The 14,792-nt window shown below is 66.3% G+C and carries 15 protein-coding genes and 1 pseudogene; 7 read left to right on the top strand and 9 right to left on the bottom strand.

Annotated elements, in window-relative coordinates; all coding sequences use genetic code 11:
- The first annotated feature begins 154 nt into the window (after window positions 1–154).
- From AWC27_RS00620 to AWC27_RS00600, 5 genes are all read left to right on the top strand, one after another.
- Window positions 155–1,303: a thiolase family protein gene (locus AWC27_RS00620; protein WP_085668510.1), complete on the top strand. Its 1,149-nt coding sequence runs from the start codon at window positions 155–157 to the stop codon at window positions 1,301–1,303.
- An 85-nt stretch (window positions 1,304–1,388) separates the two neighbouring features.
- Complete coding sequence (locus tag AWC27_RS00615; RefSeq protein ID WP_085668508.1) at window positions 1,389–1,991, top strand: TetR/AcrR family transcriptional regulator; 603 nt, start codon at window positions 1,389–1,391, stop codon at window positions 1,989–1,991.
- 8 nt (window positions 1,992–1,999) lie between these two features.
- The gene (locus AWC27_RS00610) at window positions 2,000–2,515 is read left to right on the top strand and encodes a hypothetical protein (protein ID WP_085668506.1); all 516 of its coding nucleotides are present in this window, start codon (window positions 2,000–2,002) and stop codon (window positions 2,513–2,515) included.
- Window positions 2,516–2,617: 102 nt separating this feature from the next.
- Window positions 2,618–3,892 (top strand): cytochrome P450, encoded by a 1,275-nt coding sequence (locus AWC27_RS00605; RefSeq protein WP_085668505.1) that lies wholly within the window; start codon window positions 2,618–2,620, stop codon window positions 3,890–3,892.
- Complete coding sequence (locus tag AWC27_RS00600) at window positions 3,889–4,077, top strand: ferredoxin (protein ID WP_085668504.1); 189 nt, start codon at window positions 3,889–3,891, stop codon at window positions 4,075–4,077. Before AWC27_RS00605 ends, AWC27_RS00600 begins: the two co-directional genes overlap by 4 nt.
- Before the next feature lie 68 nt (window positions 4,078–4,145).
- Here AWC27_RS00600 and AWC27_RS32960 read toward each other — a convergent pair.
- The 6 genes and pseudogenes from AWC27_RS32960 to AWC27_RS00570 all read right to left on the bottom strand — a co-directional run.
- Window positions 4,146–4,449: pseudogene (locus AWC27_RS32960) on the bottom strand (Hsp70 family protein); the annotation flags it as partial.
- A 93-nt stretch (window positions 4,450–4,542) separates the two neighbouring features.
- A complete protein-coding gene (locus AWC27_RS00590; RefSeq protein WP_085668502.1) occupies window positions 4,543–6,243 on the bottom strand; it encodes a PE family protein in 1,701 nt (566 codons plus the stop codon).
- A 75-nt stretch (window positions 6,244–6,318) separates the two neighbouring features.
- On the bottom strand, window positions 6,319–6,510 hold the full coding sequence (locus AWC27_RS00585; protein ID WP_083111843.1) for a ferredoxin: 192 nt from the start codon (window positions 6,508–6,510) through the stop codon (window positions 6,319–6,321).
- A complete protein-coding gene (locus AWC27_RS00580; protein WP_085668501.1) occupies window positions 6,507–7,712 on the bottom strand; it encodes a cytochrome P450 in 1,206 nt (401 codons plus the stop codon). The genes AWC27_RS00585 and AWC27_RS00580 overlap by 4 nt, the downstream gene beginning before the upstream one ends.
- A gap of 130 nt (window positions 7,713–7,842) precedes the next feature.
- A complete protein-coding gene (locus AWC27_RS00575; RefSeq protein WP_085668500.1) occupies window positions 7,843–8,805 on the bottom strand; it encodes an alpha/beta hydrolase in 963 nt (320 codons plus the stop codon).
- Window positions 8,802–10,457: a thiolase C-terminal domain-containing protein gene (locus tag AWC27_RS00570; RefSeq protein ID WP_085668498.1), complete on the bottom strand. Its 1,656-nt coding sequence runs from the start codon at window positions 10,455–10,457 to the stop codon at window positions 8,802–8,804. Before AWC27_RS00570 ends, AWC27_RS00575 begins: the two co-directional genes overlap by 4 nt.
- 119 nt (window positions 10,458–10,576) lie before the next feature.
- Between AWC27_RS00570 and AWC27_RS00565 the strand changes: the two genes are divergently transcribed.
- Together AWC27_RS00565 and AWC27_RS00560 are read left to right on the top strand one after the other, a co-directional pair.
- Window positions 10,577–11,347 (top strand): enoyl-CoA hydratase/isomerase family protein, encoded by a 771-nt coding sequence (locus AWC27_RS00565; protein WP_085668803.1) that lies wholly within the window; start codon window positions 10,577–10,579, stop codon window positions 11,345–11,347.
- A 21-nt stretch (window positions 11,348–11,368) separates the two neighbouring features.
- Window positions 11,369–12,724: an acyl-CoA dehydrogenase family protein gene (locus tag AWC27_RS00560; RefSeq protein ID WP_085668496.1), complete on the top strand. Its 1,356-nt coding sequence runs from the start codon at window positions 11,369–11,371 to the stop codon at window positions 12,722–12,724.
- A 46-nt stretch (window positions 12,725–12,770) separates the two neighbouring features.
- On the opposite strand, the gene AWC27_RS00555 is transcribed toward AWC27_RS00560, so the two are convergent.
- Genes AWC27_RS00555 through AWC27_RS00545 form a run of 3 tightly spaced genes read right to left on the bottom strand, consistent with a single transcriptional unit; the run spans window position 12,771 to window position 14,790 of the window.
- The gene (locus AWC27_RS00555; protein ID WP_211281527.1) at window positions 12,771–13,724 is read right to left on the bottom strand and encodes a phosphotransferase family protein; all 954 of its coding nucleotides are present in this window, start codon (window positions 13,722–13,724) and stop codon (window positions 12,771–12,773) included.
- Window positions 13,712–14,497 carry an SDR family NAD(P)-dependent oxidoreductase gene (locus tag AWC27_RS00550; protein WP_085668494.1) on the bottom strand — a complete coding sequence of 262 codons (786 nt, stop codon included), beginning with the start codon at window positions 14,495–14,497 and terminating at the stop codon, window positions 13,712–13,714. The genes AWC27_RS00555 and AWC27_RS00550 overlap by 13 nt, the downstream gene beginning before the upstream one ends.
- On the bottom strand, window positions 14,494–14,790 hold the full coding sequence (locus tag AWC27_RS00545; RefSeq protein ID WP_085668492.1) for a ferredoxin: 297 nt from the start codon (window positions 14,788–14,790) through the stop codon (window positions 14,494–14,496). The genes AWC27_RS00550 and AWC27_RS00545 overlap by 4 nt, the downstream gene beginning before the upstream one ends.
- Window positions 14,791–14,792 lie beyond the last annotated feature (2 nt).

The raw sequence follows: 14,792 nt of genomic DNA, 5'->3' as shown, positions 1-14,792 counted from the left end.
CGATCAGCAAACAATTTTACGTCGATCGCGGCGTGGCGGCGCAGTTTTCGCTGAACCCTGCGGATTGCGCACGAAGCGGATGCCGCCTTCATCACATAGCTGGGCCCGTCGTTTACTGGTCGAGTATCGAGAGCGGAGCGATCGGAGCGGATCAATGCGGGAAACAGTCGTCGTCGAGGCCGTGCGCACTGCGGTAGGCAAGCGCAACGGGGGATTGTCCGGAATGCATGCCGCAGACCTGTCCGCTGTCGTCCTCAACGAACTGCTGGAACGCACCGGTATCAACCCTGAGCTCATCGACGACGTGATCTGGGGGTGCGTTTCCCAGGTCGGCGACCAGTCCAGCAACATCGGCCGCTACGCGGTGCTTGCTGCCGGCTGGCCGGAAAGCATCCCCGGAACCACGGTGAACCGGGCGTGTGGCTCTAGCCAGCAGGCTCTTGATTTCGCGGTGCAAGCGGTGATGTCGGGCCAGCAAGACGTCGTGGTGGCCGGCGGCGTGGAAGTTATGAGCCGCGTGCCGCTGGGTGCGGCCCGCGCGACCGGTATGCCCTATGGGCCGAAAGTTCTTGCCCGTTATGGTGATTTCTCGTTCAACCAGGGGCTGTCGGCGGAGATGATCGCCAAGAAGTGGGGGTTCTCCCGCGGCCGGCTCGACGAATACTCCGCCCTGTCCCATGAACGGGCTGCCGCGGCGCAGGACCGTGGCGCCTTCATCGAGCAGATCGTCCCTGTATTCGAAGACGACGGAACCGTCGTCCACGCCGATGAAGGTGTGCGCCGCGGCACGACCGTGGAGAAACTGGCGGGACTGAAACCCGCCTTCGTCGCCGACGGCGTCATCCACGCTGGAAATTCCTCGCAGATCTCCGATGGCGCGGCCGCCCTTTTGGTCACCACCTCTGCCATGGCGCTCGAGCTCGGGCTGACGCCGATCGTGCGCTACCGGGCGGGTGCGGTGACCGGAGCGGATCCGGTGCTCATGCTCACCGGGCCCATTCCGGCGACTGAGAAGGTGCTGCGCAAGTCCGGCGTTGCGCTGGGCGATATCGGCGTCTTCGAGGTGAACGAGGCGTTCGCGCCGGTGCCGCTGGCGTGGCTGGCCGAAACGGGAGCCGATCCGAGCCGGACGAATCCGCTGGGCGGCGCGATCGCGCTGGGTCACCCATTGGGCGCATCCGGCGCCGTGCTGATGACGCGGATGGTGCATCACATGCGCGACAACGGGATTCGCTACGGCCTGCAGACCATGTGTGAGGGCGGGGGGACCGCCAACGCCACCCTGGTCGAGCTCGTGGCTTAACGAATACCCGTCAGGCCCCTTGTCAGGGCCGTCCCAACCAACCTACTGTGTGTTCAGTAGGTTTTGCCAGACGAGAAGGAGTGCAGTGCCCGAAGCACGGCCATACGACACGCTGCTGGCCAAGGGGGAGGACCGTAAGCAGCGGATACTCGAGGTCGCGCAGCGGCTCTTGTCGCGCAACGGCTGGCGCAACACCACGCTGGCGCAGATCGCCGGGGAAGCCGGCGTCAGTCCCGCGGGACTGCTGCACCACTTCGAATCCAAGGAGCAGCTGCTGCACGCCGTGCTGGACGCACGCGACCTGGACGACGACACCCACTCCGACCGCGGCGGCGACCTGATCGGCGAGATAGCTCAGGTCGCCGATCGCTTCAGCCGGGCACCGGAACTGGTGGGCACGTTCACCGTGCTGCTGGTCGAGAACATCCACCCCGATGCTCCGCTGCATGATCGTCTGGTCGCCCGGCAGCGGGACGCGACCGACATCGTCGCCGAGGGCATCCGTCGCGGTCAGGCCGCCGGCCGCTACCGCGCCGATATAGACCCCGCCGTCAAGGCGACTGAAATTCTCGCCTTCATCCACGGAATGGAGATGACATGGTTGCTCGATCCGTCGATACCGCTGGCCGAGGTGTTCAAGGAGTACGCCGAAGCTCTGGCGCGCGACTTCTCCCCGCCCAAGACCTAGAACAGGACTTGAGGTACCGCCTCGATGTGGTCGCGGTCAGCGTTGTCGACGTGGTGAAGTACGCCGGCGGGTGGCTGTTCGACCGGGCGATGGCGGGGTGGGACGTCACGGTGGTTATCGCCGAGCCCAATGGCGGTTACACCGACGAGCGACCGCTAGACATCCTGGGACTCCAGACGCTCGGCCTCGAAGAGGCATTGGCATCGGTGGGTGCCCGCCCGCGCCCACAAGCGCTGGCCGCCGCGGCCGATCTGCTCGGCTGCGACCCGCGGGTGCGGAGTGGAGTGCTGCAGGCACTGGCGCAGGGCGTCACCGAAGTCACGCTGTGGGGCGAAACGTGGCCGGTGGAGCTGGGTGACAGTGTTGGGCTGGTGCAGCACCGGTTGAGCACGGCTGCAAGGACATTCAAAGCCCAGGCGCTGGCCGCCGCGGCGTTGCCGACGGCTGCGGTGGACGCGGCCGAAAAGTTTCGCAGCGGTCTGATGGCGTGCCCGTCGGTCGCGGCGGACCTGCTGCCGGCTTGATTCGGCCCGGGCCGACGTTGCAGTTCACCACCTGCTGTGGAAACCTGATACTCATCTATGAGAGGCTGATTCTCGCTAGTTGAGATTCGAATGGAGCTTGGGATGGTGAACGACTTCACCGAGATGGACTTCTTCCGCGACGCCCGGCTGGTCGACAATCCGTACCCCTACTACGAGGCCCTACGCCAGCGGTGCCCGGTCACCAAAGAAGGCCACTACGGCGTCACCATGGTCACCGGCTGGGAGGAGGCCGTCGGCGTCTTGAACGACGCCGAGACATTCTCGTCATGTATCTCGGTGACCGGACCGTTTCCCGGTTTCCCGGTACCGCTTGACGGGGACGATGTCACCGAGCTCATCGAGCAGCACCGCGACGAACTACCGTTCAGTGACCAGCTGCCCACTCTCGATCCGCCCACCCACACCAACCATCGCTCCCTGCTGATGCGGCTGATCACCCCAAAGCGCCTCAAGGAGAACGAGGACGCCATGTGGGTGCTGGCCGACCGCGTGCTCGACGAGTTCCTGACCTCGGGCGAGGGCGAATTCATCAAAGGCTTTGCCGGCCCCTTCACCCTGCTGGTGATCGCGGATCTGTTGGGTGTTCCGGAGGAGGACCGGGGCACCTTCGTCAAGAACATCCGGCAGCACTCCGGCGGCGGTGTCGGGGGCACGGGCAAAGAATCGTTGGCGCACAACCCATTAGAGTTCCTCTACGGCACTTTCTCCGATTACATTCGGGACCGCCGCCGCCAACCCCGCGAAGACGTGCTGACCGGCCTTGCGACGGCGACCTTCCCCGACGGTTCCATTCCCGACGTCGAAGACGTCGCCCGGGTGGCGTGCAACGTCTTCTCGGCGGGCCAGGAGACCACGGTGCGGCTCCTGGGCGCTGCTTTGCAGACCATCGGTGAGCGTCCCGATATTCAACAGCAACTGCGTAGGGACCGTAGCCTGATCCCGAACTTCATCGAGGAGGCGCTGCGCATCGAGAGCCCGGTCAAGGGCGATTTTCGGTTGTCACGGGTGCCCACCAACGTTGGCGGAGTTGACCTTCCGGCCGGCACCACTGTGATGGTGCTGCAGGCCGCCGCCAATCGGGATCCGCGCCGATTCGACGACCCCACGACTTTCGATCCCGCGCGCAAGAATGCCCGCCAACATCTTTCGTTCGGGCGGGGGATTCACAGCTGCCCGGGTGCTCCGCTGGCCCGCGCCGAAACCCGGGTGGCCCTCGAGCGCCTGCTGGACCGGACATCGGACATCAGAATCAGCGAGCGCGCGCATGGGCCTGCGAATGACCGCCGTTACCAATATGTTCCGACCTATATCCTGCGTGGCCTGACCGAGCTGCATTTGGAGTTCACTGCGGCATGAAGGTTCGGGTCGACGACGGGACGTGCCGTGGCCACGGCGTGTGCCTGACATTGTGTCCGGAAGTCTTCAGCCTGACCGAAGACGGCTACTCGGTGGCGATAACCTCCGATGTTCCAACGGAATTCGACGCCGCCACCCGTGAGGCCATCGAGTGTTGTCCGGAACAGGCGATTAGCGAGTGCTGACAGACTCAGCTGGACGCCGCGGCCGCCAATCCGGTTGTGCGGACCGCTGCCACTGTGCTGACCGCGTTGACGGTGCCTGCCGTGGCATCCAGCGCGGCGGCGGCAAGTGTATCGGCGGGATGGGTTGATCCATCGGCCGCTATCGACGGGTCTGAATCCGCGACCCGCTCGACGACGCCGCTCAGCAACAGGCCGGGCTCGGTGAGGTTGGGATTCTCGTCTGGGTCGCCCACTTCGGGCGTGCGGTGGCCGAACAACGTCAACACCGAGCGGCGGGGTAACCGGCGCGCTACTGGTCCGGGCGGCCACCAGGTTCGCCACCCCGATCGACAAACCGAGTGGGTCGTGTATCTCCCCGCGACGCGTGAGCATGCGGGCAGAAATATGCGTCCACGTCAGGGATCGACACTGCGGGCAGGGATCAAACGTCCCCCGGGAGCGGGCGAATTCGCGAGTTTGTCGGGTTCAGCCGGGCAGGCCGTCGAGGCCGGCAGCGCCGGCGGCGCCCTGCTGGCCGGAGTTACCCGCGGTGCCGTCCGGGCCTGAGCCGTCGCCGAACCCGCCACTGCCGCCCAGACCCGGCGTCCCGCCTGCGCCACCGCCAGCCCCGGTTCCGCCGCTGCCGGCGCCGCCCGAGTGGCTTCCGTAAATCAGTCCGCCTGACCCGCCCGCGCCGCCATTGCCGCCGCTGCCGCCCGCGCCACCGGCGCCGCCGTCTCCACCGCTGCCGCCATTGCCACCGGCGCCGCCGTTTTCGTCTCCCTGGGCGCCGGCCTGGCCGCCGCCGCCCCCTTTACCGCCGTTGCCACCGGTATCGCCGGCGCCGCCCAGACCGCCGTCCCCGCCGATACCGCCACCGCCACCGTCGCCGAAGAGCAATCCACCGCGACCGCCGGCTCCACCAGCGCCGCCGTTGCCACCACTACCGCCTGCGGCACCCGTTCCGCCGGCGCCGCCCGCGCCTCCGGAACCGCCGACGGAATCGTGTGATGGGTTGCCGCTGCCACCCGTGCCGCCGGTGCCGCCGGTAGCCCCGGTTCCGCCGGTACCGCCAGGTCCGCCTGTGCCGCCGACGTTTTCGGCGTTGCCGCCATTGCCGCCGTTGCCGCCAACCGCGCCGGCCCCGCCAGTACCGCCGGCGCCGCCGGCACCCCCGACGGTGACCGCGTTATTGCCGGGAAGGGCGTCACCGCCCTGGCCGCCGTTGCCGCCCGCGGCACCGAAGCCGCCGTTGCCTCCCGAGCCGCCGTTGCCGCCCGCTACCGCGCCAATCCCGCTGCCGTCCAGGCCGGTTCCGCCGATTCCGCCGTTGCCGCCGGCCTGACCAACGCCGTTGGTGCTGACACCGTTGGAGCCAGACCCGCCGGGGCCGCCGGTGCCGTTGGAGTTGGGCAGGCCGGGGGCTCCGCCCTGCGCCGGACTTCCCTGGTTGGGGAGAGGGCCGGGGTTGACGCCGTCGGCCCCTTGGGCACCCAGGCCGCCGCTGCCGCCGGCGCCGCCGTGGCCCCACAGGCCGGCCGAGCCGCCGTTGCCGCCCATGCCTCCGTTACCGCCCGCGACGGTCGCGTTCCCGCCGATTCCGCCGGCGCCGCCGCTGCCATAGAAAAAGCCGCCGTTGCCGCCGCGACCGCCCGACGCGCCGGAGGTACCCGCCCCGCCGCTGCCGCCGTTGCCGAAGAGTCCCGCGTCACCGCCACTGCCACCGCCGGGGTGCGCACCCCCACCGCTGCCGCCGTTACCGCCGTTGCCGAACAACAGCCCCCCGGCTCCGCCGTTTGCGTCGCTGCCCGGTGCCCCATCGGTCCCGTTGCCGATCAGCGGGCGCCCAAGCACCGCTTCGGTAGGGGCATTGATCAGGTTGAGGAGTTGCTGCATTGGCGAGGCATTGGTGGCCTCCGCGCTGGCATAGGCCGCACTTCCGGCGCTCAGTGCGCCGACGAATTGGTCATGGAACGTCGCCATTTGAGCGCTGACGGCCTGGTAGGCATGGCCGTACTGGCCGAACGTCGTCGCGATCGCCGCCGACACATCATCGGCCGCGGCCGCCACCACACCCGTCGTTCGCGCCGCGGCGGCAGCGTTGCCGGCGCTGATCGCGGCGCCGATGCTTTCCAAATCCGTTGCGGTCGTGGCCAACAGGTCCGGGGTGGCGATGACAAATGGCATGGATGGGTCCTCCGATCGTGGGGCGAAGCCGATCGTATCGCCGTACCTGTGGCCTGATCCGGGTTTTCGGAGTTGCTACTCCTGGATCGAGATCGCCTGTCGTGGACACTGGCGGACCGCGTCGCGCACCAGCTCTTCGTTCTCCGGCGCGACCTCGGGCTGCAGGATGGTGAGCATGTCGTCGTCGCCGAGTTGAAACACCGCGGGGACGATGCCCATGCACACCCCGTTGCTCTCGCAGAGGTCCCAGTCGACATCAACTTTCATCGCAACACCTTTACCGGTACGTTCTGCCACCCCGCGACGTTCTGCATATGCACGCGGTTGCAGTTAGCCCAGTCCACCTCGTAGCGCGGCATGAAGTCGAGCAGCTTTTCCAGGGCGATCGCGCTTTCCATCCGAGCCAGGGCCGCGCCGAGGCAGCTGTGAATTCCGTAGCCGAAGCTGAGGTTCAGTGCCTCGTGCCGGTCGCGGTCAATCTCGAAGTTTTCCGGATCCGTCCAGGCTCGGGGGTCGCGGTTGGCGGCGCCGTTGATCAGGAACACCGGTTTCATGGGCGGGATGGTGACGCCGTGCAGCTCGACTTCTGTCGTCGAGCACCGCACCTGATATTGGGAGGGCGCCTCGTAGCGCAATAGCTCTTCGACGGCCGCCGGGATCTTGCTGCGGTCGTCGAGGAGCTTCTGCCACTGCTCGGGGAAGCGGGCGAACACCACCGGCGCGTTGCCGATCAGCTTGGTCACCGTCTCGGCGCCGGCACCGCCCAATAGTGTTGCAAATCCCGCGATTTCAATGTCGTCGAGCTTGGTCTTCTGGCCGTCGTCACGTTCGATCTCGGCGTTGATCAGTTTGGTGAACAAGTCGTCGCGCGGCTCGGCTCTGCGTTGCTGCAGGATTTCGTAGTACAGCATCGCGGTTTCGATGTTGGCCTGCATGCCGCGCTCGCCCACCTCGACCTGTCCGGGTTCGCGGTGCAGCGATTCGTCGATCAGGTATCGCACTCGCTGGGCGTGTTCCTCGGGCACGCCCAGCATGGTCGTGATCACCTCGACCGGGAAGGGACCGGAGAAGTCCTGCACCACGTCGAACCGCTCGGGATCGGCCATGCTCAGGTACTTGTCGATCTTCTCGCCGACCATTTGTTGCTGGGATTGGATGGCGCGCGGCGTGAAGACCTTGTTGAGCAAGCTGCGCATGTGGCGGTGGTCAGGTGGATCCATGAAGATGATCGACTTTTGCTCCGTCGGCTTCCCGGTGCGCACCATTGACAGGTCAATGCCGTATGCCGACGAATAGTGTTCGAAGTTCTTGAGTCCGGCGGCCACATCCTCATGGCGGGTCAACGCGTAGAAGTCGTATTCCTCGCTGTAGTAGACCGGCGTCTCCTCTTGCATTCGCCGGTAGGTGTCCCATGCGCCGTTGAAGAAGTCTTCGGAAAACGGATCGAAGACGAGCTTCGGTTTGGTCATTGAGCGTCCTCCTCGACGGTGAGCTGAGGGCTGGGATCGGCGGTAACGGAATGCCTGACTGTAGAGCTAACGGTAGCGCTTTCCTGGCGCGCCGAAAAGGATTTGACGGCCGCTCTCATCGCGACTCGCATCAACCGGCCGCCAGGCCGTCGGTCGTATCCGCCGAACGTGATGGTGCAGTCGCGTCCGCGGGCGAATGTGACTGTGGCGTCACGCTCGGAGCGCCCGTCGAAAGTGAACCCGCGCATTCCTCGACGAACGCAAGCACGCCGCGATGGTAGTCGGCGGCGGTATGCCCGAGGCTAAGGTTGTGCCCGGCCGACGGCTCGCGGTGGCTGATGAAACGTGGTGTCGTGGAGAACATCTCGGTGATTTCGGCCAGCGCCGTCGCGTCGGCCCGGTACACGTTGTCGTGCTCGCCGACGGTGAAGCGCACTGGTACGCGCACCTTGGGCGCCAGCGCCGGGAAGTCTTTATGCGGCCAATTCAACGCCATGTCGCGTTCGTACGCGGGAGATGCCGACGAGTTCGTGATACCCCGCAGGATGTCGGCCGGATACAGCTCCAGCGGCTGCCAGAGCAGATCTCGTACACCGGGCGGCCGTTCCTGCCGAGCCGCCGCGTTCATGACTTCTTTGGCCGCGGGGTGGTAACGCCTTCCGGCGCCACCCAATTCGAGGCCGATCACGTCTGCCCCGCGTTCGGCGCCGTTCTCGGCGGCCATCCTGATGGCCAGCTCGCACCCGCCCGAATGACCGAGCAGAAACAGCCCCGCTCCGCGTGGTCGCTGTCCCAGAATGCGATCGATCGCCCCATGCGCAAGATGGACCCGGTGTTCGGGATTTTCCATTGACTCCGGATAGGCCGCTGAGCTGCCGTGACCCGGGCGGTCAATGGCAACGACGGTGAACCCGAGCGATGCTCCCAGGCGCAGCAACGACAAGTCCGGATGTCCCGGGCAGTCGAAATAGACCGCGCTGGTGCCGCCGCCATGGACGGCCACGATGACGGCCTTCGGGTCCGGCGCTTCGGCGAGCATTCCCGACATGGGTACGCCGTCGACGAGAACCACCCGTGGGACGGGGGAACTCATGCGTCGGCCCGCAACAGGAGCACGCCACTGGGTGTGAGGCCGCCGCTGCTGACCACCCCGACGCGGGCACCGGCGACCTGACGATCCCCGGCCTCGCCCCTGAGCTGACTGACGGCCTCATGCAGCAGACCCATGCCGTGGGTACGGCCGTGCGAAAGCTGGCCGCCGTGGGTGTTGAGTGGCAGCGCTCCGTCGCGAGCGATGTTCTTCCCGCCGTCCAGAAAGTCCTTGGCCTCACCGATGCCGCAGAATCCCAGTGCCTCGATCCAGGACAGGCAGTTCATGGTGAACCCGTCGTACAGTTCGGCGACGTCGACGTCGTGCGGCCGCAGTGAGGTGCGGGTCCACACGTGAGCGGCCTGGCCCAGCACCTGCGGTTCGTGCGTGAGAGTGCTTTGGTCCCAATCGATTCGCTCGATGATCTGGGTGCCCACCGCCTCCACCAAGATGGGTGGCTTGGCCAGATCGCGTGCGGCGTCCACCGCGGAGACGACGACGGCTATGGCGCCGTCACAGGGCACGTCGCAGTCGTAGAGGCCGAACGGCGTGGTGATGGGCCGGGCGTTGAGGTAGTCGTCCATGGTCATCGGCGTCCGATAGACCGCGGTCGGATTGAGTTCGGCGTTGGCCCGCTGGTTCAGCGCGATCCAGCCCAGTGTTTCTCTCGTGGTGCCGTAGCGGTGAAAGTGGCGCTGCGCGTTGATCGCCAGCGTGTGCGCGGCCGAGGTGGCGCCGAACGGGAACTGCCAGCCCGCGGTGCGTCCCATGGATCCAGTGATCTTGCCCTGCTTCATCAGCTCGTTGAAGGTGGCTTCCCACAGCGTCCGGAAACACAGGACGTGACGTGCCAAGCCGCCGGCGATGGCGAGCATCGCCGCGATCACCGATCCGCCCGGCCCGAAGGTCTCGATGCCGCCGTTGTGCCACGTCGGCCGGATACCCAGCGCCGCTTCCAGCGCGGTCACGCCGCCTTCACCGAACCCGCCAAGATTGCCGCCGCCCGGGTAGGTGGACAGCCCGTCGATGTCGGCCAGCGTCAGGCCCGCGTCGGCGACAGCGGCCTCGCACGCCTGGACCGTCAGCGACAGCGGGGCAACCATCAGCCGCCGCCCGATCGGCGACATGCCGATTCCGGTCAGTGCGACCTTGTCCTCGAATTTCTCGGTGGTCAGCATCGGCCGGACGTATTCGCCGAAGCGCTCCGGCGCAATCTCGTCTTCCGGGAGTGGGCCGGGCTCGGCATCCGGGGCGGGCCGGAAGAGCGGCAGCCACACATCCTCGATCTGCTCGAAGACGACTTCCACGGCCTGACCGATCTCGAGCTGGTCGGGATCGCTGTCAACGATGTTGGTGGTGAGCCTTACTCGAGGATCCTCGACTATCGCAACCTGCGCGATCACATACGGCGCCGGCATCCCCGGCAGGCTGAAACGATGGTTCACCGTGAAGCCGGACAGGACGGCCTTGCCGGATACGGCCCGCACTCCGATTTCGCGAGAGCGGCAATAGCGGCATACCGGCGCGGGCGGATGAATCAGCGACTGGCAGCCCTGGCATTCCTGGAAACGCAGCCTGCCGTCGGCGCCTGAGGTCCAAAAAAATTCGTTCTCGTCGGTGACCAGCGGCAGTGGTCGTCCCGGTGCTGCTGACACTTAACCTCCGGGAGCTCGTCAACGCGTGGTACGCCCATTATGCGAATACGAGAATTACGTTATCATCTCGGTGCAAGGTCGAGCAGGGGTCTGATGTGACGGAAACGCTGGTTCAGCAGATGCCGCGCGCCGGCGTTCTTGTGCTCCGGCTTAACCGCCCTGAGCGGTTGAACGCCATCAATGACGAGATGCTGGCGGAGTTCATGCAGGCCTTCGCCGGTATTGCCGACGCCGCCGCGTCGGGCAACGCCCCGAATGCAGTTGTCATCACCGGCGCGGGTCGCGGGTTCTGCTCCGGCATAGACGTCCGCGACTTCGGAGCCGACGTGCCCACGGCCACCGATCCGGCCATCGACCGCTTGCGCTTCCAGGAGGCGATGGCCGCGATCCCGCAGGCGATTCGCAATCTGCCGCAGCCGGTGATCGCGGCGGTCAACGGGCCGTGCGTCGGCGCGGGACTGGCCCTGTGTCTTGCCGCGGATATCCGGATCTGTTCAACGGCTGCGACGTTCGGCAATGCCGCGATCCTGTTGGGGTTGTCGGGCGCGGAGATGGGCATGAGCTACCACCTGCCCCGCATCGTCGGCACCAGTGTGGCCGCGGACTGGATGCTCACCGGCCGCACCGTGTCCGCCGAGGAGGCCGAACGACGGGGCTTGGTGAGCCAACTCGTCTCTCCTGAAAGCCTTTTCGACCACGCGCTCGAGTTGGGCGGCCTGATCGCCGAGTTGGCGCCGCTCGGCGTGCAATTGACAAAGCGTGCGCTGCAAGTGAATACGGACGCGGCCGGGTTTGAGGCGGCGATCGAATTGGAGAATCGCAACCAAGTGATCAGTCATGCCACCGATGAGGCCGCCGCGCGTTGGCGGAAATGGTCGGCTAAGCGCTAGAGCAGACGAAAGGACCGGCCCGTGGCGTGGGACTTCTCCACCGACCCGGAATGGGCGGAACAACTGGCGTGGGTGGACGACTTTGTGCGATCCGAATGTGAGCCGGTCGATCTGCTGGTCAGGGAATCCCATGACCTCAACGACCCCGTTCGCCAGGCATTGATCCCGCCATTGCAGAAGTTGGTGAAACAGCGTGGCCTATGGGCCACCCATCTCGGTGCACACCTCGGCGGGCCCGGATTCGGCCAGCTGAAACTGGCCCTGCTCAACGAGATTCTCGGCCGGTCGGAGTGTGCTCCGATCGTATTCGGCTCGCAGGCACCGGATTCCGGGAACAGCGAGATACTCGCCCATTACGGCACACCGGAACTCAAAAAGCGGTACCTGGAGCCGCTGCTGGACAACCGGATCGTGTCGTGTTTCTCGATGACCGAGCCGCAGGGCGGCGCCGACCCGAAAGTGTTCACCACGACGGCCGTGCCGGACGGCGGGGAGTGGATCCTCAACGGCGAAAAATGGTTCTCCTCCTTTGCGCAACTGGCATCCTTTCTGATCGTCATGGCCGTGACCGACCCGGAAGCCCCGCCGTACGAACGGCATTCGATGTTCGTGATTCCCGCCGAGACTCCCGGAATCAACATCCTGCGCGAAGTCGGATTGGGCTATCAGCCCCTCGGTGGGGGCCGCGAGTGCTACGTGCGCTACGAAAACGTCCGTGTTCCGGCCGACCACATGCTCGGCCCGCGCGGCGGGGCGTTCGTGGTGGCCCAAACCAGGCTCGGGGGTGGGCGCATCCACCACGCCATGCGCACCGTCGGCCTGGTCCGCCGCATCTTCGACATGTTGTGCGAGCGCGCGGTATCCCGGCGCACCCAAGGGGAGATGCTCGGCGACAAACAGCTCGTGCAGGAAATGATCGCCGATTCCTGGATGGAGATCGAGGCATTCCGCCTACTGACCCTGCAGACCGCCTGGAAGATCGACCAGCACAACGACTACAAGGCGGTCCGCGCCGATATCTCGGCGGTAAAGGCGATGATGCAGAAGGTTTTACACGACGTGTCGGCGCGTGCGTTGCAGCTGCACGGCTCGCTGGGGACCACTCATGAGATGCCCTTCGTGCAGCATCTGGTGGAGTCGTTCGTGCTCGGTCTGGCCGACGGCCCCACCGAGGTGCACAAGACCACGTTGGCCCGGCTGCTACTCAAGGACCGCAAGCCGGCTCCGGACCTATTTCCCTCTGAGCATCTGTTGCGGCTGCGCGAGGCCGCCGAGAAGAAGTATGCGGCGCAGCTCGCCGGTATCGAAGTCACATTAGCCACACCGGTATCGGTCAGCGGACCCATAGGCGATCTTGAAGTGCGATATCGCAGGTGATATCGCATTCTGAAGTCGTCTATGGGTCCCGACCGCGAGGCCGAGTTCAGCCAAGTAGGGAGCGCACCCGAGATAGCAAGTGGGGCAACGATTTCGACATCGCTTCCAACTCGGCATCGGGCCGGCCGCGGCGACGGTTGTGCTTGACGATCAGCGACCACGTCGCCACCGACTTGAAGCAGGCCAGGGCTTGGAACCACGCGAGGTCCGGCATCCCGGCGCCGCACAGCGCGGCCAGTTCGTCGGGGCCGGGTGTCAGGCCCACGTAGGGAGTGGCCCGGCGGTAGGTTTGCGGATCGCTGTTGGCCAGGAACCAGCCCACATCCACCCGCGGATCGCCCACCGACCAGATTTCCCAGTCGATCACGCCGGTGATCCTGTCGTCGACGGCAAGAAGGTTGCCCAGCCGGAAATCCCCGTGCACGACGGCAGCAGGCAACGGGGACGGCCGCGAGGCATGCAACGCCGCACCGGCGTCCTGCCATCCTGGCGCCAGTGCGGGGTCAACGGTGTCGAGCGTCCGGCACCAGCGGTCAATCTCTGCTTCGACGGTGATCACCGGCTCAGTTCGCAGCCCAATGGCGGCCGGCCGTATTCGGTGCAGCTTTGCCATGGTGACGGCCGCGTTCCGAAAGCGCTGGGCCACCGTAGGTTCCACCCGGCAGTCCAAGTCGAACAGCGGCTCTGCCGAACTGCCCGTGATCCACGACATCACGAAGAGCGGGGGCCGCTCGGGCGGATCGCCGGCGTCCTCCCACAGCGCTTGCGGGACGGGCACTGCCGTGCCGCCAAGCGCTTTGATGACACGGCAGTGGCGCAATACGTCGCGATGCCCCGTCGGTGCCAACCCGGGCGGGGCTACTTTGACCACGACTTGCCGGCCCGCCAGTCGCCCGGCGTACGTCAGGCTGGATGCGCCGCCGGCCAGCGGGCGCAGGTCAGCGACATCGGGTAGCCGGCCGCGTAGCTGATCGAGGTAGCGGTCGGTCAGCGCAGCCATCCGAGTTCGCGAAGAAAGGGCTGAGTGTGGGCGATCCGCCCGGTCATCGTCTTCGGATCGCAGGTGCACAGTTCCAGCGCCGTCTGGGTGATCAGTCCGATGTCTTCGGTGTCGGTCTTGGCCAGGTCGAGGGTGCCGGCACCGGGCGTGGCGACCGGGTTCGACGGTGCGGCCGCATTGACGGCTATGCCGTCGGCATATAGCTCTGCCGCGAGGCTTTTCGTGAGCCGGTTCAGTGCTGCCTTCACTGTGCCGTAGACGCCGAATCCCGCACTGCGGTCGAACTCGTCGAACGGCGGCCCGCTAGGCAGGTCGCCGCCGACCGAGGTGACGTTCAGGACCCAGCCGTGTCCCCGCTCGCGCATGGCGGGGATCGCGAGCTGGGTGAGGTGCAGCGGCGCCAGCACATGCATCTCCATCATGAGACGCACCCGCCGGTCCGGAAATTCGTCGAGTGGCCGCAGGAAGGTGACCGCGGCATTGTTGACCAGTATGTCGGGTGCGCCGATGCGGTCAACTACTTCAGCGAAAAGCCGTCCGCGCTCTTCGGGTTTCGATAGGTCGGCCGCTACCGCAACAGCATTCCCGCCGCTATCCGTGATCTGGGACAGGGTTTCCTGCAGCGAGCCTTGGTATTTGGGATCGGGCTTCATGGTGCGCGCGGTCAGGGCGACGGTGGCTCCCTCCCCGGCCAGCCGCTGCGCAATCGCCTTGCCCAGGCCCCTGCTGCTTCCGGTGACCAACGCGATGCGCCCGGCGCACCGTCCGGTCACCGGGTGAACCCCCACTGGGCTTCGTTGTCCTCGGTTTTGAGGTTCTGAGCCGGATCCTCCGGGCTGGCGACGGCGGGATGCACGACTTCGGGTCGGGGGTCGCCGATCTCGGTGATGGCATGCACCGGGCAGTCCAGCAGCGCCCGCATCACCGCGTCGTGGTCGGCATCGGTTACGGTGCCGTCGCCGATCAGCGACGCGTATCCCCAGTCATCCAGCGAGAAGTACCCCGGAGCATGCTTGGCGCACAGCCCGAAACCGTCGCACACGGTGCGGTCGAGACGGATCTTCATGC

The organism is Mycobacterium szulgai, assembly GCF_002116635.1.
GTDB classification, from domain to species: domain Bacteria; phylum Actinomycetota; class Actinomycetes; order Mycobacteriales; family Mycobacteriaceae; genus Mycobacterium; species Mycobacterium szulgai.
Note: the sequence above shows the minus strand (reverse complement) of the source record. Positions and strands in the feature narration are given on the sequence as shown.

Bases quoted from the DNA above. Each gene is read 5' to 3' on its own strand.
- AWC27_RS00620 (WP_085668510.1), top strand. From the start codon at position 155: ATGCGGGAAACAGTCGTCGTCGAGGCCGTGCGCACTGCGGTAGGCAAG.
- AWC27_RS00605 (WP_085668505.1), top strand. From the start codon at position 2,618: ATGGTGAACGACTTCACCGAGATGGACTTCTTCCGCGACGCCCGGCTG.
- AWC27_RS00600 (WP_085668504.1), top strand. From the start codon at position 3,889: ATGAAGGTTCGGGTCGACGACGGGACGTGCCGTGGCCACGGCGTGTGC.
- AWC27_RS00590 (WP_085668502.1), bottom strand. From the start codon at position 6,243: ATGCCATTTGTCATCGCCACCCCGGACCTGTTGGCCACGACCGCAACG.
- AWC27_RS00585 (WP_083111843.1), bottom strand. From the start codon at position 6,510: ATGAAAGTTGATGTCGACTGGGACCTCTGCGAGAGCAACGGGGTGTGC.
- AWC27_RS00580 (WP_085668501.1), bottom strand. From the start codon at position 7,712: ATGACCAAACCGAAGCTCGTCTTCGATCCGTTTTCCGAAGACTTCTTC.
- AWC27_RS00575 (WP_085668500.1), bottom strand. From the start codon at position 8,805: ATGAGTTCCCCCGTCCCACGGGTGGTTCTCGTCGACGGCGTACCCATG.
- AWC27_RS00565 (WP_085668803.1), top strand. From the start codon at position 10,577: ATGCCGCGCGCCGGCGTTCTTGTGCTCCGGCTTAACCGCCCTGAGCGG.
- AWC27_RS00555 (WP_211281527.1), bottom strand. From the start codon at position 13,724: ATGGCTGCGCTGACCGACCGCTACCTCGATCAGCTACGCGGCCGGCTA.
- AWC27_RS00545 (WP_085668492.1), bottom strand. From the start codon at position 14,790: ATGAAGATCCGTCTCGACCGCACCGTGTGCGACGGTTTCGGGCTGTGC.